19 protein-coding genes and 2 pseudogenes are annotated in these 25,455 nt (G+C 42.9%); 15 read left to right on the top strand and 6 right to left on the bottom strand.

Going from position 1 to position 25,455, the window contains the following annotated elements; genetic code table 11:
* Positions 1–514: 514 nt before the first annotated feature.
* Positions 515–3,019, top strand: a complete 2,505-nt coding sequence (locus ACQ86K_RS26230; RefSeq protein ID WP_091165551.1) for an ABC transporter permease — start codon at positions 515–517, stop codon at positions 3,017–3,019.
* A gap of 107 nt (positions 3,020–3,126) precedes the next feature.
* Here ACQ86K_RS26230 and ACQ86K_RS26225 read toward each other — a convergent pair whose 3' ends face one another.
* Positions 3,127–3,849: an SDR family NAD(P)-dependent oxidoreductase gene (locus ACQ86K_RS26225; RefSeq protein ID WP_091166942.1), complete on the bottom strand. Its 723-nt coding sequence runs from the start codon at positions 3,847–3,849 to the stop codon at positions 3,127–3,129.
* 266 nt (positions 3,850–4,115) lie between these two features.
* On the opposite strand from ACQ86K_RS26225, the gene ACQ86K_RS26220 reads away from it, so the two are divergent.
* From ACQ86K_RS26220 to ACQ86K_RS26210, 3 genes are all read left to right on the top strand, one after another.
* Positions 4,116–4,763, top strand: a complete 648-nt coding sequence (locus tag ACQ86K_RS26220; RefSeq protein ID WP_431199063.1) for a hypothetical protein — start codon at positions 4,116–4,118, stop codon at positions 4,761–4,763.
* Between the two features lie 41 nt (positions 4,764–4,804).
* A complete protein-coding gene (locus tag ACQ86K_RS26215) occupies positions 4,805–7,774 on the top strand; it encodes an ABC transporter permease (protein ID WP_431199062.1) in 2,970 nt (989 codons plus the stop codon).
* A gap of 425 nt (positions 7,775–8,199) precedes the next feature.
* On the top strand, positions 8,200–10,569 hold the full coding sequence (locus ACQ86K_RS26210) for an ABC transporter permease (protein ID WP_091165558.1): 2,370 nt from the start codon (positions 8,200–8,202) through the stop codon (positions 10,567–10,569).
* 406 nt (positions 10,570–10,975) lie between these two features.
* On the opposite strand, the gene hemA is transcribed toward ACQ86K_RS26210, so the two are convergent.
* Complete coding sequence (gene hemA / locus ACQ86K_RS26205; RefSeq protein ID WP_091166945.1) at positions 10,976–12,202, bottom strand: glutamyl-tRNA reductase; 1,227 nt, start codon at positions 12,200–12,202, stop codon at positions 10,976–10,978.
* Positions 12,203–12,370: 168 nt separating this feature from the next.
* Between hemA and ACQ86K_RS26200 the strand changes: the two genes are divergently transcribed.
* Entirely contained in the window at positions 12,371–12,757 is a 387-nt protein-coding gene (locus ACQ86K_RS26200; RefSeq protein WP_091165562.1) for a DoxX family protein, read from the top strand.
* Positions 12,758–12,801: 44 nt separating this feature from the next.
* Positions 12,802–14,328, top strand: coding sequence for a carbon-nitrogen hydrolase family protein (locus tag ACQ86K_RS26195; protein ID WP_091165564.1), 1,527 nt, complete (start codon positions 12,802–12,804; stop codon positions 14,326–14,328).
* 228 nt (positions 14,329–14,556) lie between these two features.
* On the opposite strand, the gene ACQ86K_RS26190 is transcribed toward ACQ86K_RS26195, so the two are convergent.
* The gene (locus ACQ86K_RS26190) at positions 14,557–15,027 is read right to left on the bottom strand and encodes a YybH family protein (protein ID WP_091165567.1); all 471 of its coding nucleotides are present in this window, start codon (positions 15,025–15,027) and stop codon (positions 14,557–14,559) included.
* Between the two features lie 79 nt (positions 15,028–15,106).
* Positions 15,107–15,922 (bottom strand): helix-turn-helix transcriptional regulator, encoded by an 816-nt coding sequence (locus ACQ86K_RS26185; RefSeq protein WP_091165571.1) that lies wholly within the window; start codon positions 15,920–15,922, stop codon positions 15,107–15,109.
* Between the two features lie 173 nt (positions 15,923–16,095).
* Between ACQ86K_RS26185 and ACQ86K_RS26180 the strand changes: the two genes are divergently transcribed.
* From ACQ86K_RS26180 to ispG, 7 genes and pseudogenes are all read left to right on the top strand, one after another.
* Positions 16,096–16,926, top strand: a complete 831-nt coding sequence (locus ACQ86K_RS26180) for an alpha/beta hydrolase family protein (RefSeq protein WP_091165574.1) — start codon at positions 16,096–16,098, stop codon at positions 16,924–16,926.
* Between the two features lie 78 nt (positions 16,927–17,004).
* On the top strand, positions 17,005–18,003 hold the full coding sequence (locus tag ACQ86K_RS26175; RefSeq protein WP_091165577.1) for an MBL fold metallo-hydrolase: 999 nt from the start codon (positions 17,005–17,007) through the stop codon (positions 18,001–18,003).
* A gap of 147 nt (positions 18,004–18,150) precedes the next feature.
* Positions 18,151–18,762, top strand: a complete 612-nt coding sequence (locus ACQ86K_RS26170) for an RDD family protein (RefSeq protein ID WP_091165580.1) — start codon at positions 18,151–18,153, stop codon at positions 18,760–18,762.
* Between the two features lie 48 nt (positions 18,763–18,810).
* Positions 18,811–18,993 (top strand): hypothetical protein, encoded by a 183-nt coding sequence (locus ACQ86K_RS26165; protein WP_091165582.1) that lies wholly within the window; start codon positions 18,811–18,813, stop codon positions 18,991–18,993.
* Positions 18,981–19,280, top strand: a pseudogene (locus tag ACQ86K_RS26160) (type II toxin-antitoxin system RelE/ParE family toxin). The gene ACQ86K_RS26165 and the pseudogene ACQ86K_RS26160 overlap by 13 nt, the downstream one beginning before the upstream one ends.
* Before the next feature lie 16 nt (positions 19,281–19,296).
* Positions 19,297–19,455, top strand: coding sequence for a DUF2683 family protein (locus ACQ86K_RS26155; RefSeq protein WP_176844429.1), 159 nt, complete (start codon positions 19,297–19,299; stop codon positions 19,453–19,455).
* Between the two features lie 77 nt (positions 19,456–19,532).
* Positions 19,533–21,577 (top strand): annotated as a pseudogene (ispG, locus tag ACQ86K_RS26150) ((E)-4-hydroxy-3-methylbut-2-enyl-diphosphate synthase).
* Positions 21,578–21,818: 241 nt separating this feature from the next.
* Here ispG and purD read toward each other — a convergent pair.
* Positions 21,819–23,093 carry a phosphoribosylamine--glycine ligase gene (gene purD, locus ACQ86K_RS26145; RefSeq protein WP_091165591.1) on the bottom strand — a complete coding sequence of 425 codons (1,275 nt, stop codon included), beginning with the start codon at positions 23,091–23,093 and terminating at the stop codon, positions 21,819–21,821.
* A gap of 78 nt (positions 23,094–23,171) precedes the next feature.
* On the opposite strand from purD, the gene ACQ86K_RS26140 reads away from it, so the two are divergent.
* The gene (locus tag ACQ86K_RS26140; RefSeq protein WP_091165595.1) at positions 23,172–23,729 is read left to right on the top strand and encodes a hypothetical protein; all 558 of its coding nucleotides are present in this window, start codon (positions 23,172–23,174) and stop codon (positions 23,727–23,729) included.
* A 143-nt stretch (positions 23,730–23,872) separates the two neighbouring features.
* Here the strand turns inward: ACQ86K_RS26140 and ACQ86K_RS26135 are convergent, their stop codons facing one another.
* Positions 23,873–24,283 (bottom strand): BrxA/BrxB family bacilliredoxin, encoded by a 411-nt coding sequence (locus tag ACQ86K_RS26135; RefSeq protein WP_091166947.1) that lies wholly within the window; start codon positions 24,281–24,283, stop codon positions 23,873–23,875.
* 200 nt (positions 24,284–24,483) lie between these two features.
* Between ACQ86K_RS26135 and ACQ86K_RS26130 the strand changes: the two genes are divergently transcribed.
* Entirely contained in the window at positions 24,484–25,350 is an 867-nt protein-coding gene (locus tag ACQ86K_RS26130; protein ID WP_091165599.1) for a M23 family metallopeptidase, read from the top strand.
* The last annotated feature ends 105 nt before the right edge of the window (positions 25,351–25,455 follow it).

Here is a 25,455-nt window from a genome sequence, read left to right as displayed (position 1 = left end):
ATTGATAGTCAGTAGTTTAGGTTTTTATATAGAACATTGATAACTTGCTGATAATCAGTGTTTAAAATTTTAAGGCGTGTTTGTTTGGTGTTTCATGGCTGCTGAATATAGGAGCTGATTTTTGAATTGATTTTTATCGTTTTTTTGGGAGTTTTTTAAACCGGTGCGAATGTTTGAATTGGATGGTGACAAAGCCCTGCCACCATTTGTTAGGCAGGGATGCTTAGCTTTATACCTTCCTATCTGAATATCACGAAGCGTAGCTCTCGTCAGCCGATTCATCTTGATCAGGAAAGGAATTGCAAATAAAATTTAAACGCGATCCGTCTGCTTCCGCACAATTACTGTCCGTAAACGGACAATGTTTACGTTTTTAAATAATATTACTATTTGATATACAGTTAATTATGTTGATGGTATAATTTTGGTAAAATAGCCGGAGTATCGGTAAGGATGACTTTTACCTATGCTAAAAACCGGTTCTGATTATCATTAACACTAAACTTAAACACTTATGCTAAAGATCAACCTCGTACTCGCTTTAAGGAATATTTTTCGCAACAAGCTTTACACAGCTATTAATATTATTGGGCTCGGTACAGCAAGCGCTTTTTGCATCCTGGTTTATCTGCATTTAAAAAACGAACAATCATTTGATAAATTTCATAACGATGCGGATCAGTTGTACCGGGTTGAAGAAACTGGTTTAAATCAGCCGGTAGCAGAAGATAAGAAAAGCAAAGGTTTTTTTTCGATGTTAACAAAGAAAGAAGACGAGGAAAATACCATAGTTACCCCTCCAATTTTAGGGCCCGATCTGAAACGAAATTTTCCCGAAGTGGAAAGCGCCGTGAGGTTTGATGGTTATTACAAACCAGTTATTAAAGTAGGCAATCAGAATTTTCAAGAGGACGGGAATACACTTACTTTTGTAGATGCCGATTTTTTCAAGGTTTTTAATTTTCCCTTGTTGCAAGGCAATCCGGAAACTGTGCTATCGGGCCATAACGAGGCTGTGATCAGCGAACGTTTGGCAAAAAAATATTTCGGTAATGCCGATCCTGTTGGCAAAACAGTAATGGTCCCCGGCGAATCGAACCCGGTGCCGGTAAGCATTGTGGGCTTAATGAAAAATTTTCCGGCTAACTCAAGCATGCAGTTTGATATGGTGATGCCTATCACATCAATGGCAGGCTATAAAGACAAAATGGGTGCAGGCCTTAACTCATATAACGAAATATTGGTTATCAAATTAAAAAAAGGAACTGATGCAGGCCGCTTTCAACATAAGCTGGATGAGTTTTCGAAAAAATACTTTAATCCCCAAACCGAAGCATCAAAAGCCCCGGCTAATAAAGTTTCTGATACCTATATCCGTTTAAGGCCCTTGGCCGATGCGCATTACAATATTAGCGGGGCTTGGGATCATTACACTAACTTGAAAAATATTTACCAGTTAAGCAGCCTCGCTGTGCTCATTTTGGTAATAGCCTGCTTTAATTATGTGCTGTTAACGCTAACCAACGCAGTTTCCCGCTCGCAGGATGTGGGTGTACGCAAAACGATAGGCGCAGGCCGTTTGCAAATTATATTTCAGTATTATACACAAACACAGGTGCTTGCATTTATATCTGTAGCAGTTGGCTTTTTGTTGGCCATTATCATAATGCCATTCTTTAACCATTTAACAGGGGCTACTATGTCATTCAGTAGTTTTAGGGTTATTGATATGTTGGTGTTGATAACGGTTTTGACTTTGGTACTCGGTTTCCTGGCGGGTATTTACCCGGCTTACGCCATGTCTGGGTTAAAGCCACTAAATATTATGCGCGGGTTTTCGGCTTATCGGATAAGCCCCGTACTATCAAAAAGCCTTATTGTGGTACAGTTTGGTGTTTGTGTGTTGCTGGTAATATCATCGCTCATTATCAATAAGCAAATGCATTTTGTTAGCCAAACCGAAATGGGTTTTGATAAGGACCAGGTGGTAGTGGTAGAAAATCCCTATTGGGGAGGTGATAAACAAATTTCTGCCGCATTACAACGCGAACTTTATCATTGGGCAGATACGCAGCCCTTTATAGCGGGTATTACAAGTACGTCATTTTCATTTGGCGGGGTTAGTAGAAATACACATACCATTAATGGTGAAAAAGTACCAATTGATTACCTGGATGCTGATTTTGAATATTTTAAATTTAACAAGATACCGATTTTACTTGGCCGCGACTTTTCGCGGGATATTGCGACAGACAGCGCCTCGTTCCAGTTAACGGATGATCAGAAAAAACCTCAGGGTACTAAATTAAGACATAATACCATCGTTAATCAAACCCTGTACAAATTGCTCGGTAAACCGGCCCTTAACGTGTATAACCCAACTATTGGCGGGATAATTATCGGTGTTTGTAAAGACTACCATAACCGAGACCTTACTCAGGCAATACAACCAGGCTATCACACCGTAAATCGTGACCATATCGGTTATTTCTGGTTCAGGATCAAAGCCCACCAGAGCATTCCGCCGGCTATGGAAAAACTGAAAGCCGAATGGAATATACTAACCAACAACCTGCCTTTAAATTACAGTTTTATGGATGAACAGATTGCCAGAAGCTACAACGCTTATTTACAATGGATGACCACAATCACCACATCATGCATCATAGCCATATTATTGGCCTGCCTTGGTTTATTCGGCTTGTCGGGACTTACTACTATTAACCGTACCAAAGAGATAGGCATCCGTAAAGTGCTGGGCGCGTCGGTAAGCAGTCTGTTTTTGCAGCTTAACCGCAGTACCATGTACCTTGCCGCCGCCGCATTTGTAATAGCAACCCCGTTGGCCTGGTACCTGTCTAACAGCTGGCTGCAAAATTTCGCATATCGCATTAAGCCCGATTGGCTGCTGTTTGTTACCGGGGCAGTAATATCAGTTATTACAGCGCTTGCATCGGTAAGCTATCACACATTGAAAGCTGCCAGGGCAAATCCTGCGGATAGTTTGAGAAGTGAATAATAACCTCAGCAATATGGCGTATGGGATAAGTATATTGAAAAGCAAAACGCCATTTTTGTTAACATCTGGCTGTTTTTTTACCAAATTAAAACAAGTCACTAAACAGATTACCAACCTGCTTCTCCAACATCTTTAAAAAATTTTGCGGTGACGCGTGGTTGGGATTGTGTTGCCAGCTTCACTATAGGTAGGGCGCCTTGTTCGGCAGTTTTTGCCCCCTGAAATTGATTAAGATCGGTAGCTGTATATCCCGGTGTAACACTATTAACACTAATGCCGGTATCATAAAGCTCATTTGCCAGCATTACCGTAAAAGCGTTTAAGGCTGTTTTTGACGAACCGTAAGCATGGTACTTAGCCCGGTTAGAATTTCTATCCGCAGCGGTGTGCACAACGAGGGAGCCGGTTTCACTGGAAACATTGATGATAGCCCCCTGGCCCGATTTTTTCAGTAGCGGCAGAAACTCCTGTGTGGTTTGGACTGCACCAAAAAAATTGGTGTCGAATATCCTGCGTAGGTTTTCGATAGAAACTGCAGCGAGGTTTTGAGGCTGGTCGCCGGCTATTCCTGCATTATTTATTAAAATATCTAACGAACCAATTTTAACCTCCAATTCCGCTCTCGCCTCACGTACGCTTTTGATATCGGCCACATCTATTACTATGGTTTCTATATTGTTTAAACCCAGCTCTTTCAATTGCCTGAATGCTTCAAGCCCCTTTTCTTGATCCCTGCTGCCTAAATAAACATAATAATTTAGTTGTGACAGTTGCCTGGCGGTTTCAAAGCCGATCCCCTTATTTGCCCCGGTGATTAATACTGTTTTCATAGTGATGATTTTTGATTGTGTTTTCAGTAATTTTAGCTGAAGATATAAAGGCAAAAAAATATAATTGATTTATAAACCGCAATGCACAATCAATTGCAGTTATTGGATTATTCGTGGGTTGGCAGAATACCGGCGTTGGAAATCCTTCCAATAAAACCGGACACAACCGTCCGTTTTTATTACGGTAGCTTTGTGTGTAAAATATTATTTGAATTGTATATCAATGAGTTATGAAGTTGGAATAACCTTTGAAACAATAATATAACTTGACCGCGTATAGTTTCCATATCACCCTATATGACCTGGCGTTTTTGGCTGCGATATTTATCGGCCTCACGTTTAGCCTGTTGCTATGGTTTACCAAAAGCATTAACCTCTCTGCAAATCGTTTTCTGGCCCTTGCTATGCTAACCATTGTTTTATGGATGGCCTGGGTGTCGGGAAAAAGCGTTGAATTGAGCGCTTATTTTCCACATTGGAACCGGCTGCCGCTTCAATTTTCGCTGGCACTGGGCCCGTTCATTTATTTTTATGTGCTTAAGATAACCCGGCCGGGATATAAATTACATAGTACAGATTTGCTGCACTTTATCCCCTTGTTATTGCAACAGGGCATTTTTATATTGAAGATTGGGCAAAGCGTCGGCAACATCACGGCAACTTATCACACATCGGTCTTTCGGCAAACGGGCCTGGTACTGAATATGGCGACATTCATTTCGGTACTTGCCTATTTGTATATTTCATTTGGGTTGATTGAAAGCTATTACCAACAGTTGAAATTCAATCACGTAAATGACCGCTACCGCAACCAAATGCGCTGGCTGGTCCGGTTAATCAAAGCCTTTGGTTTTTTATGGTTATTATGGCTGCCATATGCCGTTGCAGATTTTTTTATTTCCACCAACGGTTAGGAATCCAAGCGTACTATCCCTTGTATTTGCTGTTAGCGGGAATGATGATTTGGATAGCGGCGACGGTTCATTCAAAACCAGGAACTTCAGTTATTGTGCAAGCCTCCCCGGTTTTGAAGGCACCGGTTTCAGCGGAGCTCAGGCAAAAAGGAACCTGGCTAAGGAAGGCTATGGAGGCCAACCGGTATTACCACGATGCCGAACTGAATTTGACCTCGCTTGCCGAAAAATTGGGCCTCACCGTTCATGAGCTATCCCGGATCATCAATGTGGCACTCAAGAAAAACTTTAACGATTTTATCAATGAATATCGCGTTGCGGAAGTAATCCGGAAAATGCGGGATCCTACTTTTGCCCATATAACCCTGCTTGGTATAGCACTGGAGTCGGGGTTTAATTCAAAATCTTCTTTTAACCGCATTTTTAAACAGATGACCGGCAAAAGTCCGGCGGAATATAAAAGTGAGCCCCAAAAAGAGTTCCCAAGTTATAACTTAAGACGACACACCCAGTTTGCAGGGGTAATTTCGAAGCATGAAACCACAATTATGTGGCCTTCCCGGAAATTAAACCGCAGCTATATGTTCAAAAATTATTTTAAGATCGCGTGGCGTAATATCACCCGTCACAAAAGTTACTCGGCCATTAATGTAGCCGGGCTGGCGGTGGGCATTGCGGCCTGCCTGCTGATATTTGTAGTTGTTCAATATGAGTTGAGCTTTGATACCTATCAACCCGGTTATAAAAGCACTTATCGCATCGTTACCAAAAAAGACAGGGAAGGCAATATCAGGTATAGTGCCGGGATCTCAACACCCGCTGTAGATGCTTTTCGTCTTTATTTCCCACAGGCTACCATTGCAGGTATCAACGCCATTTATGGCAGCCAGATCGTAGCCCCGGCGGCTAACGGGAACGCCGCCGGCGATAAAAAGTTTGTTGAGAACACCGGCATCATGTTTGCCGAACCTCAGCTTTTCGATATTTTTTCAGCAACCTGGCTTGCCGGCAGCGCGTTGGCTTTAAAAGATCCTAACATGGTGGTGATTGATAAAAGCAGCGCCGTAAAATATTTTGGTAACTGGCAAACGGCAGCAGGAAAAACACTTAGGATGGATAACCTGCTGACGCTAAAAGTAGCGGGTGTGATAAAGGATGTTCCCCCAAATACCGACCTGCCGCTCAAAGTGTTGATTTCGTACATCACCTGGAAGAAGAACCCCAAAAGCTACCATTACGCATATACCTGGGATGAAACCAGCAGCGACTGCCAGGTGTATATAAAATTTCCTGCAAATGTATTGCAAAGCAGCATCGAAAGTCAAATGCTCAGTTTTTCCGAAAAACAATTTAATAGTGATAGTAAACGCGCTGCCAGGAAAAGATATGCTGTAGCGCAACCCTTATCGGCAATCCATTTTGACACCAGTTTTGGCGGCACGCTGGGCGATCATGTAACCGGCAAGTCCACGCTGCGTACCTTGTCGCTTATCGCGGTGCTGATCATCGTTATGGCATCCATCAATTTCATTAACCTTTCAACCGCGCAATCCGTTGGCCGCTCCAAAGAGGTAGGCATCCGCAAAGTGCTGGGCAGCAGCCGCGGGCAATTGGTAGGCCTGGTAATGTGCGAAACGGCCATTATCGTACTAATTTCGGCCGGCCTTGCAATTTGCATAGCCGAAATTGCTTTACCATTACTCAAACATATCGCCAGCGTTCCGGATACCATTGGTTTGTTCAATCCCGGCATATTACTTTGCCTGGCCTGTGTAATAGTTGCAGTGATACTGCTTTCAGGAGTATATCCGGCAATTATCGTATCGGGATTTAAACCTGTTGAGGCGCTGAAAAATAAGATTAATTCGGCGGCTGTCGGTGGTATATCGCTCCGCCGTGTGCTGGTAGTTACCCAGTTTACCATTTCACAGTTGCTGATTATCGGAACAGCTATCGCCGTTAAACAAATGGATTTTGTAAACAATGCCGACCTCGGGTTTAATAAAGAAGCCGTATTGGCCATACCATGCCCTGCCGATAGCATCGGTTTATCACGAATGAACAGCTTTAAACAGCAGGTGCTTACCTTGCAGGGTGTAAAGGCAGCCAGTTTTTCGGCTGACGCGCCATCGTCATCGCATAATAATTCAAGCAATTTCTACTTCAATCATTCAGATAAAGATCCTGGCTTTGATATTTTCATGAAAGTGGCCGACGCGGATTACTTTAAAACTTTTGGCCTCAGGTTTATAGCAGGCAAAAGCTATGAACCCAGCGATACCGCACGAGAACTGGTGGTTAATGAAACTTTTATACACAAATTGGGTATTAAACGTGCAAATGATGCTTTAGGCAAAACCCTTACCTTTGATAGTTACGGAAACCTGCCCATAGCAGGTGTTGTTGCCGACTTTAAAACAAACTCCATGCGCGAGGAAGTTAAACCGCTGGTGATGTTCCCCTCAAAACAATCGGAACAGCAAATAGCGGTAAAAATTGAAAGCCGGAGACTTGCAAAAACGGTAGCATTGGTGCAAAGTGCCTGGGAAAAGAAATATCCAGAATATGCCTACACCGGCTTTTTTGTTGACGATAGCATTGCCAAATTTTACGAACAGGAAAACCAGCTTGAACTGATCTATAAAGTATTCGCGCTCATCGCTATTTTTATCTCCTGCCTTGGTTTGTACGGCCTGGTATCGTTTATGGCGGTACAGCGCACAAGAGAGGTAGGGATCCGAAAGATTTTAGGCGCATCAGTAAGCAGCATTGTGTACCTGTTTTCGAAGGAATTTTTAGCTCTTATCGTGGTGGCATTTATGATTGGCGCGCCCCTTGCCTGGTACCTGATGAACGGATGGCTGCAAACTTTCACCTATCGTATTTCGCCGGGCTTATGGGTTTTTGTGGCAGCCATTACAACTTCGTTATTGATAGGCTGGTTCACGGTAGGTTACAAAGCGTTAAAAGCCGCGCTGGCGAACCCTGTAAAAAGTTTGAGGACAGAATAATCAGGAAGATTATTGTGAGACTACCTTCTCATCAGGGTCTCTTGTAGAGGACCCTGATGTTTCCACTATCAGCCTTGATCATCTTACGAGAAAAGGCGTACCTGCTTGGCGAAGACATCAGGGTCCTCTACAAGAGACCCTGATGGAACGTAAAACTTGAGGACAGAATGATTCGGTAAGGCTTAATCAAATTAAAAAGCTGCTCCTCTATAAGCAAGGCAGCCTTTTATTTGATGGGCTCTATCGCAGGGTAGTAATGCCAGGCAGAAACGCACACCCGTTGTAACGTTTCCGAACGGCATTATAAATAAAATAACATTAATGTACTGTTTGTCAGTGTCTTAAATATGTGGCATGGGTTTTAGGCACTACCAGCGTATCAAATAGTTTATTTAAGTTTAACAACGTCTACAATCAGCATACCTATGTTCAAAACATATTTTAAACTGGCTTACCGAAATATAATAAAAGATAAAGCCTATTCCATAATCAATATATCAGGTTTAGCGATAGGCCTTGGTTCAAGTATCCTGATTTTGCTTTGGGTGCAAAATGAATTGAGCTATGATAAGTTCCATAAAAATGCCGGGCAGATCTATCGAATCGACAGCGATTTTGGTGATTCTAAAACCGCGGCAAGTTCGGCCGGGATGCCTTTTGGATTAAAATCGGAGATCCCTGCGGTTAAAAATGTAGCCCGTTTATATCCCGGTTTTCCATCTGTTTTATTCGAAATAAGTAACCGGAAATTTCAGGAAGAACATGTGTTTTATGCCGATCCCAATTTTATGGACATGTTTTCATATCCATTAATAAAAGGCGACCGCGCTACTGCTTTAAATCAGGCAAATGGTGTTTTAATAACAGAAGATATCGCCACAAAATACTTCGGAAAAGAAAACCCGATTGGCAAGGTAATACGAAAAGATAACAAAGAAAACCTGGTAGTAACAGGGGTTATGGCCAATATTCCGGCTAACTCCGATCTGCAATTTGATATCCTGCTTCCGATGGCTTTAATAGCACAAACCAATAACGATCTGAAGAATAATATCTGGGATAATTTTAATTTTTTTGGTTACGTACAGTTCGATAAAAGTTTTGACCCTTCCGCTGCTAACGTTGCCAAATTGGAAACGCAAATCGGGCAGATTTTTCACAAACATAGCCCGGATACCAAGGCAACGTTCAAATTACAGCCTTTAACCAAAATACACCTTGATCCCGAAAGATTAGGAGATTCGCCGGGGCATGGGAATGCGCAGTATGTAAGCATCTTTTTTGCGATCGCCATATTGATATTGATTGTGGCCTGCATCAATTTCATGAACCTGGCTACCGCACGTTCGGCACGCAGGGCCAAAGAAATAGGCTTACGTAAGGTAGCGGGTGCTGTTCGCGGGCAATTGGTCCTTCAGTTTTTAAGCGAGTCGGTATTTATCTCCTTTCTTTCCCTTTTACTCGCGCTTGTTATTGTTCGGATGTTTTTACCAGTGTTTAATGATCTGGCTAACAGGAAACTTGTTATTGATCTGTCGGATGCCAGGCTTTGGTTAAGTCTTACCGGTATTGCTTTAATAACTGGTCTTATCTCGGGAAGTTATCCTGCCTTATTTCTCTCTGGTTTTAACCCGGTTAAAGTGCTTAAGGGTAACGTGAAATCAATGGGAGGCAATTTGCTGTTCCGTAATGCTTTAGTTGTAGTTCAGTTTATGGTTTCCATTGTATTGTTAGTGGGTACGGTGGTGATCTATAATCAGCTTAAATTTATCAGGGACAGGAATCCCGGTTTCGAGAAAGCCAATCTTTTATACGTGCCAATGACGGGCGAGATCTGGCATAAGCAGGAGGCTTTGAAAAACATGTTAAGGCAAACGTCGCTTACGAGCGATTTTACAACGATTACAGATTTGCCAACTGAACTTGGCGGCTGGACACTTAATGTGCAGTGGAGCGGTAAGGACCCACGTTCGCAATTGTCTATCCCTGTAATGGCAGCCGATGAAGATTTTACGCACACGTTCAGAATGAAGTTAGCCGCCGGCCGAAGCTTTTCGGCAGGTTTTAAAACCGACTCGAATAATTACATGATCAACGAAAAAATGGCCAGCGTAATGGGCCTTACCGCCAGTACTGCAGTAGGCAAACCATTAGCGGTTTGGGGTAACAAGGGTACTATTGTAGGGGTTATAAAAGACTTTAATTTTAAGCCCGTTCAGCAAAGCATTGAGCCGTTGGTTATACCTTTCAATAAAATAGGCGGTTATGTGGTGATCAGGACCTTGCCCGGAAAAACTAATGCTACAATAAAGGCACTGGCGGCTATGAGCCAGGCGCTCAATCCAGCTTATCCCTTCAAATTTGATTTTATTGACCAGGAGTTATCCAAACTTTACAAAGGCGAACAACAAATGGGCAATATTTTTAATCTTTTTGCCGGTTTGGGGATCTTTATTTCGTGCCTGGGTTTATTTGGTTTATCAGCATTTATGGCCGAGCAGCGTACCAAGGAAATTGGCGTACGCAAAGTGTTAGGGGCATCTGTGGTAAACCTGGTTTACTTACTGTCATCAGGTATCACCAGGCTTATTTTGATTGCTATAGTTATCGCTATCCCACTTTCATGGTATGCGGTTAACAGCTGGCTGTCGGGTTTTGCTTATCATATCAATGCTGGCTGGCTGGTGTTCTTTATTGCCTCTGTAGCTGCATTGGGAATAGCCTGGATTACGGTTAGTTATGAATCTGTAAAAGCCGCGACAGTTAACCCGATAAAGAGTTTGAGGACGGAGTGATTGAATGTTTGTTTTACAAGGGAAATAAGCCCCAATAATAGCCAAATAGGTTTAACGAAAAATACCTGCGTTAGGGATGGGAGCGGCTACCGGCCAGCGAGCGTAAAGCCTGCAGGCGTATGAGTGTACAGCCCGGACCGGAGGTAACGCCCATATTCAGTTGGCAGTTATGAGTAAACAGTTTGCAGCATACATTTGATATTTTGCATGGTGATGATATGGTGTTCGGTTAAGCTGAAAGCTTAACTCATTTCAGGACGAAGTTACGCTTCGCTAAACTTCGACCAGTATTAGATAAAATCACAACCAATATTCTGATCAATTCTTAAATTCAAGTAATTCGGTTTCAGACAAAAGCAAGCATTCTGTCAATCCTCAAATCCCGTAAATTCTGATTCAGAAAGTTTTAGTTTTCATTGATCAATATATCTTTCGCCATAACCATGGGTACGCTGATATATTTTTTCTCCATGTAGTTGATCACCTTTTCCAGGATTTCGCGCGATTGCTCGTCCAGGCCTTGTACCTCATCGGCAAAAACAGAGTTGATGGCGGTATTGCGGATCTCCTTGATTTTTTCGGGTACCTGGCGCATAGCTACCTCAATACGGCGCTGTTTAAGCTGCTGTATAAATTCGGCTATGTTTTGTTCAATAATAGCTTCGGCATGTACCAGTTCGTGGTAGCGTTCCTGCAGGTTCTTTTTGGCAACCTCGTTAAGGGAGTGTACTTCGATAAAGTTAACCGGGAATTGCTCTAATACTTCGGGAGCGGTATCATTTGGGATGGCAAGATCCACAATGGTTTTCCTGCCGGTTTCGCCGTTGAGCAGCGATTGGTAAATTTCGGTGGTGATGATTGGCTCAACTGCCGATGTGCAGGTGATAATGGCATCAAAACCTTTTTTATAGCTTTTCAAAGCTTCGAGGTCAAACGCTTCTCCGCCCAAATCGGCAGCTAATTTTTCGGCATTGGCCACGGTACGGTTAAATACCGCGAAGTTTGAAAATTTATGTTTTTGAAGATATTTGGAAATGTTACGGTTAGTTTCGCCTGCGCCGATGATCAAAACACGGGCATTTGAACAAAGATTAAGGTCTTTTAGCTTGCGGTAAGCCAGCGATACTACCGAGATTGGGTTTTTGGAGATGTTGGTATGTGTATAAACTTCCTTGGCTGTTTTTACCACGCAGTTCATGATCATGCGCATGGCATCGCCGGTTAGGCCAGCCTCTTTGCAATGTTCATATGCTTTGCGTAATTGGGCCAGGATCTCCTTTTCGCCCACGATCAAACTCTCCAGCGAACATGAAGTACGCAACAGGTGCACCATAGCTTCCTGATCTTCATAAATAGACGCGCTATCCATAAAGGTGCTTAGTGAATCATGGCAAAGCTCTGTGTTGAAGGCCTCTATGAATTTTTTGGCAAAATCTTTGTCAACTGATTGTGGGGTTGTCATTACAAATTCCACACGGTTACAGGTAGCCAGGTAGAAGATCTCCGGGATGTTGAACTGCTTTTTAACTTGTGCAAGTTTATCTGTCAGATTTTCTTGGCAAACCACCAATCTACCCAATTCCTTCAGTTCAATCTGTTTGTGCGTAAAAGCTATTACCTTTAGATACTTCAAAGCAGTTTTAAAATTTGACCGAACAAAAGTATCACTATTCGGCACATCCAATGTCAACACTTTGTCAAACAGGCTTATTTGGAATGGTTATAAATTGCAAAAATGGCTTGTTTTGCAGTATTTAAACTGTTTTGCAATACGTATCACAAAATATTTGTAAATTAAAACATGGATAAGTATAAAAAAATAAGCCTGGTAATACTCGTGGCGTTTTACGTGCTTGCAGGCCTTAATCACTTCCGTGACCCGGACTTCTATTATGCCGTAATGCCCAATAACCTGCTTTACCCTGAGACTGTTAACCTACTTGCCGGGATTGCCGAAATTTCATTAGGGTTGTTACTTATACCATCCAAAACAAGGTATTGGGCCGCCTGGGGAATTGTTTTAATGTTGATTGCCTTTTTGCAGATCCACGTGAGCATGGCATTTAAAGCGCCAATGAAGTTAAATTCCATAACAGTTACACCTTTTTTGGCATGGCTGCGCTTAGCACTGCAGTTTGTACTGATCTATTGGGCCTGGTGGCATACAACCGATGCTAAAAAAGCTTAAACCAAAACAGCGTTTGGCTGTTGCTATCGAAGCAAAATAAAAATATGGATCTGCAAAGTATTGAAATGCGCAACCTGGAAGTACAGGACTACCAGGAGCTAAAAAAGTCAATGAAATCGGCCTATATGGATATGGACGAGGACTATTGGGATGCCAATTCTATTCGCCGGCTCATCAAAATATTCCCCGAAGGGCAGATCTGCATCACCGTTAACGATACGGTTGTTGGCTGTGCATTGGCTATTATAGTCGATTACCAAAAATTTGGCGATAACCACACCTATAAGCAAATTACCGGCGATAGTACCTTTAAAACCCATAATGACAAAGGGGATGTACTTTACGGTATTGATGTGTTTATCCATCCTAAATATCGTGGATTGCGCCTTGCACGTCGCTTGTATGATGCCCGCAAGGCCCTTTGCGAAAAGCTGAACCTGAAAAGCATTATAGCAGGCGGCCGGATCCCCAATTATCAAAAATTTCAGAACGAGCTTACACCCCGTCAGTATATTGATAAAGTAAAATATAAGGAGATCTACGACCCTACTTTATCGTTCCAGCTATCTAACGATTTCCATGTGCGCAAGGTATTGAGGAATTATCTGCCCGAGGATAGTCGCTCAAAAGGCTTTGCTACACTTATTGAGTGGAATAATGTTTATTACGAAGAGGTAAGCGATGTTATTAACCATAAAACGGTGGTACGCATTGGCCTGGTTCAATGGCAGATGCGTTCGTACAGTAATATCAGTGAGCTGATGAAACACGCCGAATATTTTGTTGACGCCGTGAGCGATTACCAGGCCGATTTTATCCTGTTCCCCGAGCTGTTCAATACACCGCTTATGGCCGATTATAACCATATGGATTCGGCCAAGGCCATGCGTGAGCTGGCTAAATATACCCAGCCCATTATCGAGGAGTTTTCAAAGCTGGCGGTATCGTATAATGTGAATATCATCGCGGGCAGCATGCCTTATATTTTTGAGGAGTCGTTGTATAATGTTTCCTACCTGTTCAGGCGGAATGGCAGTATGGAAGAGGTATACAAAATTCACCCAACCCCGGCCGAGATCAGCTCATGGGGCATGCGCGGCGGCGATGAGGTTAAAGTATTTGATACGGATTGCGGCAAGGTTGGCATCCTGATCTGCTATGATGTTGAATTTCCTGAACTATCACGCATTTTGGCCGGTCAGGATATGCAGATCTTGTTTGTTCCCTTCCTTACCGATACGCAAAATGGTTACAACCGGGTTAAGTTTTGCGCCCAGGCCCGTGCAGTTGAAAACGAATGCTATGTGGCTATTGCCGGCTGCGTTGGTAACCTGCCTAATGTAAATAATATGGGCATCAGCTATGCACAGTCGGCGGTGTTTACACCTTCTGATTTTGGCTTCCCTACAAACGGAATCCAATCTGAGGCTACGCCAAATACCGAAATGATTGTTATTGCCGATGTTGACCTCTCATTGCTGGATGAGCTGCATGAGTATGGCAGCGTGCAAAATATCAAAGACAGGCGCACGGATTTGTATAACATTACTTTTAATGGGAAGAGGGTGTAGGTAGTATTTTTTATATGTGCTGTTCTATCAGGGTCTCTCACAGAGGACCCTGATGTTCTACGCTATTCCATGTTATTATGGATCTTAAAATGATGGGCAACCTCAGGGTCCTCTGCGAGAGACCCTGAGGGGACGGGAGGGGTTCAACTTATCAAGATTACCCAATTTGACTATTGATTTTATGGGTAAACTTAAACTGCGGGAGACCCTGATGGGACTGGAACGTTTTTAAATTTTGTGGTTGCTGTTGAATGAATCCCTGAATATTTTCCAGCCGGCTTTGGTGAGTTTCCACAATTTTAAATACTTCCCATCATCAAGAACTTTACCATTTGGGTCAAAAACCTGCCAGGTGCCTTCTTCGGTAATGTAAGCTTTACCATCGCCATAAATATTGTCCGTTTGGAATTTAACACCTTTCACTTTTCCTGCAACAAAGGTATCCTCGAAATCCTTTTTCAGTGCCTTTTTGCCATTTATAGGCAGCATATTCGGCGCCAATAAAATAGCATCATCAGTATACAGGTTTATGATTGAAGCATCACTTTTTGCAAATAGCTCATAATAAAGTGTATTTATTTTTTGAATTGAGCTTTTGATCTGCTGTAAGCCGGGATTATTTGCCTGGGCGATGCCGCTTTTATACGTTAAAAAAAGACACAGGCATATAATTGCTGTAGTTAAGGTTTTTTGTTTCATGATCCTTTAAATATTGAATGAATAATTAAAGCGAAATTATATCCATAAAATGGGCCGAAATTGTAAAAATCGGAACAGCTTAATTATTGAGCGCGGCAGAAAAATCGGTTGAACTTTCGGGCGAGAACCGGGAAGGGAGCGACCCGGTAAAGAATTTAAAATCCTTTATAAAATGCGACTGATCAAAGTACCCGCATTCATAAGCGATGGAGGTGAGCGATAGTTTGTTTTCGGCAACCCGGTAAAGGCTTTTCTGAAACCGTGCTATCTTAGTGTACAAGTTCGGGCTCAGCCCGGAGTAGTTTAAAAATATTTTCTGAAGGTAACGGGAGGAAAGACCGTATTTAGCTGCCACTGTATTGATATTCTCCAGAAAATCTTCTCGGCTTAAGTCAAGCATGATGTTGTTAATCAGCTTTAGCCTACTGAATTTAGGCCCTGATGCTAACAGTCTTTTCATCAGAAACTCTTCCACTAAATCTATTCTCCGGTCCGGCGTTTTGGCCTCCATTAATCTCAAATGTAACAAAGCAGCTTCCTTTCCACCCAGCTCTTTGAAATCAATGACCCGGTCATTAAATTCTTCTATCCGTTCATTAAAAAAACAGGCGGCGGTATGGGTGAAAAAACGGATCCCAAACATACAGTGCTTACCGTAAGAGGTAAAAGTAAATGGCTGTATAGTTTGCCCCCACAATTGTATATCGGGACAGGTTACCATTTCGCCATTTTTTATCTGCTGCGGGCCATCCGCTCCCAGGTTGAATAAGATCTCGATAGCGCCTGTAGCAAACACCTTGTCATCCGTCATAACAGGAATATCTGTCTCGCACACAAAATAACATTGTATGAAATCTTTTAGTATGCCATTAGGACGATATTCGGTATAGCGCATGTCGACTGCAAGCTAATATATTCAAAATTAATATAACTGTTTCGATGATTTTGCTTTTCAAGGTTAAATAAAATCTACGAAAGGCCTGAAAGGGACGGGAAGAGAAGGCTTCAGTCCAATTGCACTTACTTATTTCAATAATATTTTCGGCCTTTAATACTAAATTAGCCTCCATGATCAGGAAAGATAGTTTCACCCTTCCCGGCGCTAAAGGGCGGCCAATGCTTATGGATGTTACCTACGACGATGTTTTTAAAAATACGCCGCTGGTAATTTTTGCCCATGGTTTTAAAGGATTTAAAGATTGGGGCACGCATGATCTGTTAGCCCGGTATTTTGCCGAAAAGGGTTTTCGTTTCCTGAAATTTAACTTTTCGCATAATGGCACAACGCCCGCCAATCCCTTGGATTTTGCCGATCTGACGGCCTTTGCTGATAATACAGTCTCTATTGAATTGGAAGATTTGGATACCATCATTGATTTTGCCTGCAGCGGTGCAAGCATCCCTGTTGCAAATGGTGTATACCTCATTGGGCACAGCATGGGCGGCGGCGTAAGTATTATCAAAACTGCCGAAGATAGCCGGATTAAAAAGCTGGTAACTATGGCCTCCATATCCGGTTTTCGGAACCTGTGGCCAAAACAAATAGAACAGCAATGGCGTTTGCAAAGCGTTTTTTACTTTGAAAATAAACGTACCGAGCAGCAAATGCCTGTTAAATCAACCCTGCTTGATGATCTGGATAGTCATCCGCTCAGGCTGGATATCATCAGGCAGGCAAGCTTTGTAACGCAACCTTGGCTCATTGTTCATGGTGATGCCGACCCTACCGTACCTGCAAGCCACTCACAGCAATTGTATGAAGCTAATCCTGCTGCTCAATACATAGTGCAAAAAGGCGCAGATCATACTTTTGGTGGCGAACATCCTTTTACCGGAGATGCTTTGCCGGCTCCGCTTGTTGAGTTTTGTGATACGGCAATATCATTCTTAAGTAAATAAAGGCTGAGCCGCTTCAACCATTCGTAACTTTTTTGCGTTAGTTATATCATACCTGATATAAGTACTATAATTGCTGTTATGAGTTTACCCGCATCGCGAAAAAGAGGACGAAAATATCTCAATACCATACCTACTGATGAGGCCGGCTTTGGTAAAATGATTCCCATTTTAAGGGAGTACATGAACAACAAGGCCGAAAATACGCCTAAGAAAACTTTAGGCCCTTTTAAAACAGATCTATCGGTTTACAGTACTCCGCCCGCATCGGGTTTGCGCATTACCTGGGTTGGTCATTCCAGTATCCTGATTGAGATTGATGGCAAACGCATCCTTACCGACCCGGTTTGGAGCGAGCGGGTTTCGTTTTCGCAATCGTTTGGGCCGAAGCGGTTTTTTCAGCCGCCGATAGCTTTGGAAAATCTGCCTCCGCTGGATGCCGTGATCCAATCGCACGATCATTACGACCATCTGGATAAGGCTACCATTAAGTTTTTTGCGGATAAGAACATCCCTTTTTTCTGTTCGATAGGAGTAGCGCAATATTTAACCCGCTGGGGAATGGCTGCCAACTTTATCACAGAAATGGATTGGGGCGATAGCGCCATGATCGGTAACGGAATTGTACTTACTGCAACGCCCTCACGCCATTTTTCGGGCAGGGGCATTGTTGGGCGGAACGAAACACTGTGGTCGTCGTTCGTAATTAAAGGTCCGCAGCATAATATTTATTTTGGTGCCGATTCGGGTTACTCGCCCGAATTTAAGGCGATAGGAGAGGCTTTTGGTCCGTTTGATTTGACTATGCTGGAGATAGGTGCTTACGGAAAATTCTGGCCGGACATTCATATGGGGCCTGATAATGCTTCAAATGCCCATCTCGATCTGAAAGGCAAACTGATGATGCCCATCCATTACGGTACGTTTAACCTGGCCCCGCATGCCTGGTACGAGCCTATTGAATGGCTAACCGCTATGGCAAACCAAAAACACATCGATTTATTTGTACCCAAACCCGGTGAGCCAACCGAAGTAAAAGGTGCCTGTAATTCTGATTGGTGGAAGGAATATTTATCTTAGAGGGATAAAAAACAATAAAAAGCAATAAAAAACATGTCATTGCGAGCTTAGCGTGGCAATCGCACGGAGGCAGGTCCCGCCCTGTATAGTATGCGATTGCTTCGTCGTGCCTCCTCGCAATGACATGGTTATGTAATCGACCATTCTATGTCCCAACCCTACATATTAGTCATCAACGGTAAGCCGGAAGGCCCTTTTACTATTCCCGAGCTAAAAAGCCGAGGCATTAAACCCGGTGATTTTGTTAAAACCGAGGATATGGTGGATTACAAGGAAGCCCAGGAAATAGCCGAGCTACGGGAGCTATTTGGCTTCGCCCGGCCTAAATTACTGATGCAATACTACGGCAGTTTTGACCAGCGCTGGCTGGCCTCGGCACTGGATTGGTTTATCGTGTTTGGCATATTTGTTTTACTGGCAGCAATGGCGGTGTTCCTGTTTATTACAGATAAGCAGGCGCGGATATACACCTCTATTGGCATCGTTGCTTTTACCCCCATTGGTAAATTAATTTATCATGTGTTGATGGAAAGTTCGGTTAAGCAGGCTACTTACGGCAAGCAAATGCTCAAAATAAAAGTGGTTGATATGGATGGTAATAGGATTAGTGTTGGTAAAGCCATTGGCCGCAACCTGGCCAAAATATTTTCGGTATTAACCTTTTTTATCGGCTACCTTATGGCTTTTTTTAATAAACAGCAGCAATGTTTACATGATATGATAGCGGGGACACTGGTAATTAAGGATAGGTTGGTGTGAGTGTTTTGTTTACAGAATTCTGTATATTAGCTATATAATTTAAATCAGATGAAAAAGACGACGGTGCTTGAAACCCTTGATTCATTTGAAGATGAGTTTGATACTGAAAAACTGATTGAGCGCCTTTTATTTGTTGAAAAAGTTGAGAAGGGTTTGCAGGACGTTAAAGAAGGCAAGGTAATGGACTATAAGGATGTAAAAAGGAAATTCGCAGATAAGTGGAGCAAGTAAACATTGTTATCACTGAATCTGCTTATGACGATTTATTAGATATAGAAACATATATATCGCAAGATTCTGAGTTAATTGCCAGAAATTTTATCAATAAAATATTTGACAAGATCGATCAGCTTTATAAATATCCTACATCAGGAAAGTTTGTACCAGAGATAGCAGATAGATCAATCAGGGAATTATAATTAAACAAGTATAGAATCATCTACCAAATAGTTGATGATAAAAATATTAATGTGCTTAGAATTGTACACGGAGCAAGATTGCTGGATATCGAGCTATGAAAAACGTTAGTTGATTATGAAATCATTAATTGCACATCCGGAAAATAAAGAGCAATTAGATGCTTTAAAAAAGCTGTTCAAAGCTTTTAACATTTCATTCGATATTAAAAAGTCAGTAAAAAAACAAAAAGTTGATAAAGTAAAAGATGATTATAGCGAAAGGTCATTTACCTAATCTTTCCCGCCTTTAAACATTACAACTTCCTCCCATCAAACAACTTTCGTATTTTTGTAATCTAATTTCCATCATTGATGAATACTGATGCTGTTAAAGTGCTGCCCGGCCGTTATTGTAACTCGTTAACCGAATATTCACGCTTTATTACCCGCGAGGTTAATATTGGCGACGTGCCTATGGGCGGGAATAATCCAATCCGGATCCAAAGCATGACCACTACCGATACCATGGATACCATTGGTACGGTTGAGCAATCAATCCGCATGGTTGATGCGGGTTGCGAGTATGTGCGCATCACCGCACCCAGTATCAAAGAGGCCCAAAACCTGGCCGAAATTAAAAAGCAGCTTCGTGCACGGGGCTATACCGTGCCTTTGGTTGCTGATATCCATTTTACCCCAAATGCTGCCGAGGTAGCTGCACGTATTGTTGAAAAAGTGCGCGTAAACCCCGGCAACTACGCCGATAAAAAGAAATTCGATCAGATTGATTACACCGACCTGGAATACCAGGGCGAACTTGAACGCATCTTTCAGAAATTTACGCCGCTTGTAAAAGTTTGTAAAGAATATGGAACCGCTATGCGCATAGGTACCAACCATGGTTCACTGAGCGACAGGATTATGAGTCGTTATGGCGATACCCCGCAGGGCATGGTTGAATCGGCCATGGAATTTATGCGGATGTGCGAGCAGCTCAATTTTTATAACCTCGTAATCTCCATGAAATCGAGCAATCCACAGGTAATGGTACAGGCCTACCGTTTGCTGGTTGAAACCATGGTTGCCGAGGGTATGAACTATCCGTTGCACTTAGGTGTAACCGAGGCCGGCGATGGCGAAGACGGTCGCATAAAATCTGCCGTGGGCATTGGTACCTTGTTGGAAGACGGCCTTGGTGATACCGTACGCGTATCCCTTACCGAAGAGCCCGAAGCTGAAGCACCTGTCGCTATTGAACTGGTTCGCCGTTACACTATGAGGGAAAAGGCGAAAGGCGAAAGGCAAAAGGTAGCTGCGGAAGAAAAAACCTTTCGCCTTTAACCTTTGACCTTTCACCTTCAAAACATAGCCCCTACGAATACAAAAAACGCGAAACCTACGAGGCTAACGCATTTATCGGTGGGCATTTAGTGCCGAGGGTTGTTGTTGATTTATCTAAAAAGAACCTGAAAGATCCGGCTGTGCTGAATGAAGCGGGATACCTGTATTCGCCGCTGCTGGATAAATACAACATGGCCGAGCAATCGGTTGATTTTGTTTACCTGGCTAATGAATTACCTTCATTTACTTTACCGGGCAATTTAAAGCAGTTATATAATTATAACACATGGCTTAAACTGGCTGATAAAACCAACTGTCACCCCGTATTCACATTGCAGGAATACATCGGGGATGTTGACCGCTCATCAAAACTGAACCTGGTACATTTAAAACCCGCTGATATTGATTCGGAAGATTTCGGCTCAATTCAACTGGATAAATCGCTGGTATTGGTATTGGAAACAGATGCGCTACATGGCATGGCCGAACAGCGTTCTTTCTTCTTCAAAATGGAAGAACTGGGTTTGGATGTACCGGTGATTGTAAAGAGAAGCTATTTGTTTGAGTCCGAAAGTGCGGAAGCCCATAGTCCATGGACCATGGACCATGGACAAACTCTTCTCCAACTCTACGCCTCTACTGATCTTGGCGCTTTATTAGTTGACGGTTTTGGCGATGGTATCTGGATAGATGCACCTGAATTACCTACCAGTGTAATTACTTCTACTGCTTTTGGTATTTTACAGGCTACCCGGTCAAGGATTTCTAAAACGGAATATATCTCCTGCCCAAGCTGTGGGCGTACCCTGTTCGATCTGATGGTTACTACCCAAATGATCCGCAGTCGTACCAGTCACCTTAAAGGGTTAAAGATTGGCATCATGGGCTGTATTGTAAATGGTCCCGGTGAAATGGCTGATGCCGATTACGGTTACGTAGGTTCTGGTACTGATAAAATTACCCTTTACCGGGGTAAAGAAGCTGTGAAGAAAAACATCAGTTCGGCCAATGCGCTTGATGAGCTAATCAATATCATCAAAGGTGATGGTAACTGGATAGATGCGGTGCAGGAATAATTGTCTGAACCGGGATTAAACCGATTTGTCGGATTCAAGGATTTTTAACGTCCCCTGAAATCTCTCCCAGAGGGATTTCAGGGGACATTCTTTTAGATTACCCACCATTTATCCGGGAAATCCATAAATCCTAAAAATCACGGTTCAGAAACTTTTGCCCCCTCAGGGTCTCTCGCAGAGGACCCTGAGGGAACGAGAAGCAAGGCAAAAATGACTCAATGACTAATGCCCCAATGACCTCTTAAAGAAGGTCAAAGCCAATATCTTTCCTAAAGTACATGCCATCATAATAAATCCGGCTTGCATCGGCAGTAGCCTGTTGCAGGGCGCTGAACATATCATCCTGTACGGTAGTAATAGCTAATACACGGCCGCCTGTGGTTATTACATCATTGCCATCCATTGAAGTGCCTGCGTGGAACACGATCGAGTCGCGCACGTTTTCGGTACCGGTAATCACCTTGTTTTTCAGGTATTCGCCGGGGTAACCTCCCGCAACCATGACTACGGTGGCCGCTGTTTTAGGGCTGATGATGATCTCTTTTTCGTTCAGGTTCCCTTCGGCAACGCCTAACAGCAAATCAACAAAGTCCGAATCGATACGGCGCATTACGCTCTCGGTTTCTGGGTCGCCCATACGGCAGTTGTATTCAATAACCCAGGGTTCACCATTGCTGTTCATCAGGCCAATAAAAATAAAACCTTTATAAGGGATGCCATCTTTCTTCAAACCTTCAATAGTAGGGATGATCACGCGCTCCTCTACCTTTTTCATGTAAGCAGCGTCGGCAAACGGAACGGGAGAGATAGAGCCCATACCACCGGTATTTAAGCCGGTGTCACCTTCGCCAATACGTTTATAATCTTTAGCCTCGGGTAAAATTTTATAGCTGTTGCCATCGGTCATCACAAAAACCGATAGTTCAATGCCTGTTAAAAATTGTTCAACAACCACGCGTGAGCTTGCTTCGCCAAATTTGGCATCGGCCAGCATCGCAGTAAGTTCGGTTTGTGCTTCCTCTAAAGTAAGGCAGATCAGTACGCCTTTGCCGGCTGCAAGGCCGTCGGCTTTCAATACCACCGGTAGTCCGGCGGTAGCTAAATAGGTTAGGCCATCTTGCAGGGTATCTTTGGTGAAAGTTCTATAAGCAGCGGTAGGGATGTTATGTCTCTCCATAAACTGCTTGGAAAAATCTTTACTGCCTTCCAGCTGTGCGCCTTCTTGCCGCGGGCCAACAACCGGGATGTTTTTCAATTGCTCATCGGCCAGGAAAAAATCATGAACGCCTTTTACCAGGGGCTCTTCGGGGCCAACCAATACCAGGTTGATATCCTCTTTTAAAACAAGTGCTTTAATGCCTTCAAAGTCGGTAACTTTAATATTTACGTTTGTACCGTATTGGGTGGTGCCGGCATTGCCGGGAGCAATAAAAAGTTTGTCGCAATGAGCGCTTTGGGCTACTTTCCAGGCGAAGGCACTTTCCCTTCCGCCCGAACCAAGGATCAGAATGTTCATGCGGCAAAGATAGTTTTTTTAATAAGCCTTTAATACTATATATGAGGCTACTTGTGTTATAAGTAGTAAATTTACCCCATGGCCCGTAGACTCGAAAAGTTTGAAAAGCTCCCGGTATACCAAAAATCGCAGGAATTATTTGACCTGGCGGATGTAATTGCCGAATCATTAAAGGAAGACAGCATGAAAGAACATCTGGCCATACAGATGTGCAGTAATGCCGCTCTGATCCAGGCAAAAATTGCCGGCGCCGAAGGTGGTAGCCTGTATTCGCTGCGGATGCAAAATGCTGTGCTCATTAAACTTGCGGTGCAGGATATGTTTAATGCCGTATCTTTTGCATCAATGGTGAAAATTAATGAAGAGGACTATGTACAGTTGATGAGGGAAAAGGTAGAGGAGTTTCGCCTGGTTTTTGTAGAATGGATCAGGGGATTTGATAAAAGCTATGATATCCCCGACAATTGGGCCATCCGCTTTGACACCAGTACGCCCGAACAGGAAAAGATGGAAGAACTGATGTTTGATGAAGACCGCTTTTTTGGCGAATTTAATGAGGATGACGAAGACATGGGCAGCTTCGATGATTTTGACGATGATGAAGAGGATGAGGACAAAAACGACGACGATAAATAAAAGCAGAACGACATCGATTTGATTTCGGATATCTAATTTTTGATTTCGGATTTTGAATAACAAAACAAAAGAGCTGAAGGATTTTCCCTCAGCTCTTTTATGTTTTTTAGCTTTCTGCTTTAAGCCTTCGGCCTTCAGCTCAATTAGCAGTATTGTTCAAACGCGTCAATCAGGTTATCGGCAATCATTTGTGCCGGGCGGCCTTCTATCTGGTAGCGCTCAATTATATGCACCAGCTTGCCATCTTTAAACAGCGCCATGGCAGGTGACGATGGCGGGTAAGGCAGCATATAGTTACGCGCGGTATCAACAGCTTCTTTTTCCATGCCTGCAAAAACGGTTACCAGTCTATCTGGATGTTTGCCGTTTGCGGCGGCAATTTTTGCAGCTGGGCGTGCGTTTGCCGCAGCACAGCCACATACCGAGTTAACCATTACAAATACTGTACCTTCGCTTTCAATAGCGTTTTTTACAGCATCGGCATCTTTTAATTCTTCAAAACCAACCCTGGTCAGATCTTCCCGCATCGGGGCTACTAAATATTCCGGATACATCATTTTTTTTGCTTTACAATAAAATCAGTGTTACAAAAATAAGAAATGATACTTGGTTTACGTTTATAAAAACTCAATAATAACAATTGGTTGACGATTAACGTAGGAGGCTATTTCATTGATAGCCTGTTTACATACATTTAATATTGTTTTATTAACAGTAATTTTTAACTTGCATATCCCTAATTATTTTGAATTTGATGAAACTTAAAACACCTGATATTAGCACTGTTGTTATCATCAACAAAAATCAACAGCATACAAAATCATTACAAATAAAAACCAAGCATCTTAACAGGCTTAAACACTACGCGTGGAGCATAGCTGCTATTGTAGCCGTACTTGGTGGTTTGGTGTTTTACCTGCATCATAAAAGCACTGTACAGGAGGCCGAAAACCAGCAGTTACAGGCGCAGATAGCTAAACTTAAAGGCAGCATGCCGGTTGTTAATGCAGAGGTAAATACGCAGGGTACTGCCCAGTCGTACATTCAATCTATCGAGGGTAAACTTAAAACTATAAATGAGTATTTAAAAAGGCGCGGCCTTAAAGGTTTCACAGTAAAAGGAACCGGGGGCGATGGCAACAGGGAAGGAGTAAAACTACCCGATACTGAAGCTTACAGTCTGTATGACGATTACCTCAAGCGTTTAACAAGCACTATTGCGTTTACCCCGATGGGCTATCCGAGGATCAGCTCGTTTACTTCATTTTTTGGTTACAGGAGCGATCCTTTTGATTCGGAACATGCCGAGTTTCACCCTGGTATTGATTTTAAAGGTAACCGGGGCGATGCAGTAAAATGTACGGCCAGCGGCAAAGTTGTTTTTGCTGGATGGGCCGGTGGATATGGTAAATGTGTCAGGATTCAGCATATTAACAACCTGGAGACCTTGTACGGCCATCTTTCAAAAATTGAAGTGAAGGTAGGGCAGCAGGTTACCGTTGGTGATAACATAGGCAAGGTAGGTTCAACCGGGCACTCAACGGGGGCACATCTGCATTATGAAGTACGTAAAAACGGGAAGCCGGTTAACCCGGTAAATTTTTTAACCCTGAATAAATAAGTTCTAAGCAGGAAGTTTGTTAAGTCGGAAGTCTTAAGTCCTGAGTCGGAAGTTGACCATGGATTATTATGATGCAGATTTAGAACTATCGACTTCGGACTTAGA

The sequence above is a fragment of the Mucilaginibacter sp. P19 genome, assembly GCF_050632265.1.
GTDB lineage: Bacteria > Bacteroidota > Bacteroidia > Sphingobacteriales > Sphingobacteriaceae > Mucilaginibacter > Mucilaginibacter gossypii.
This window is presented reverse-complemented; position numbering and strand designations above follow the sequence as displayed.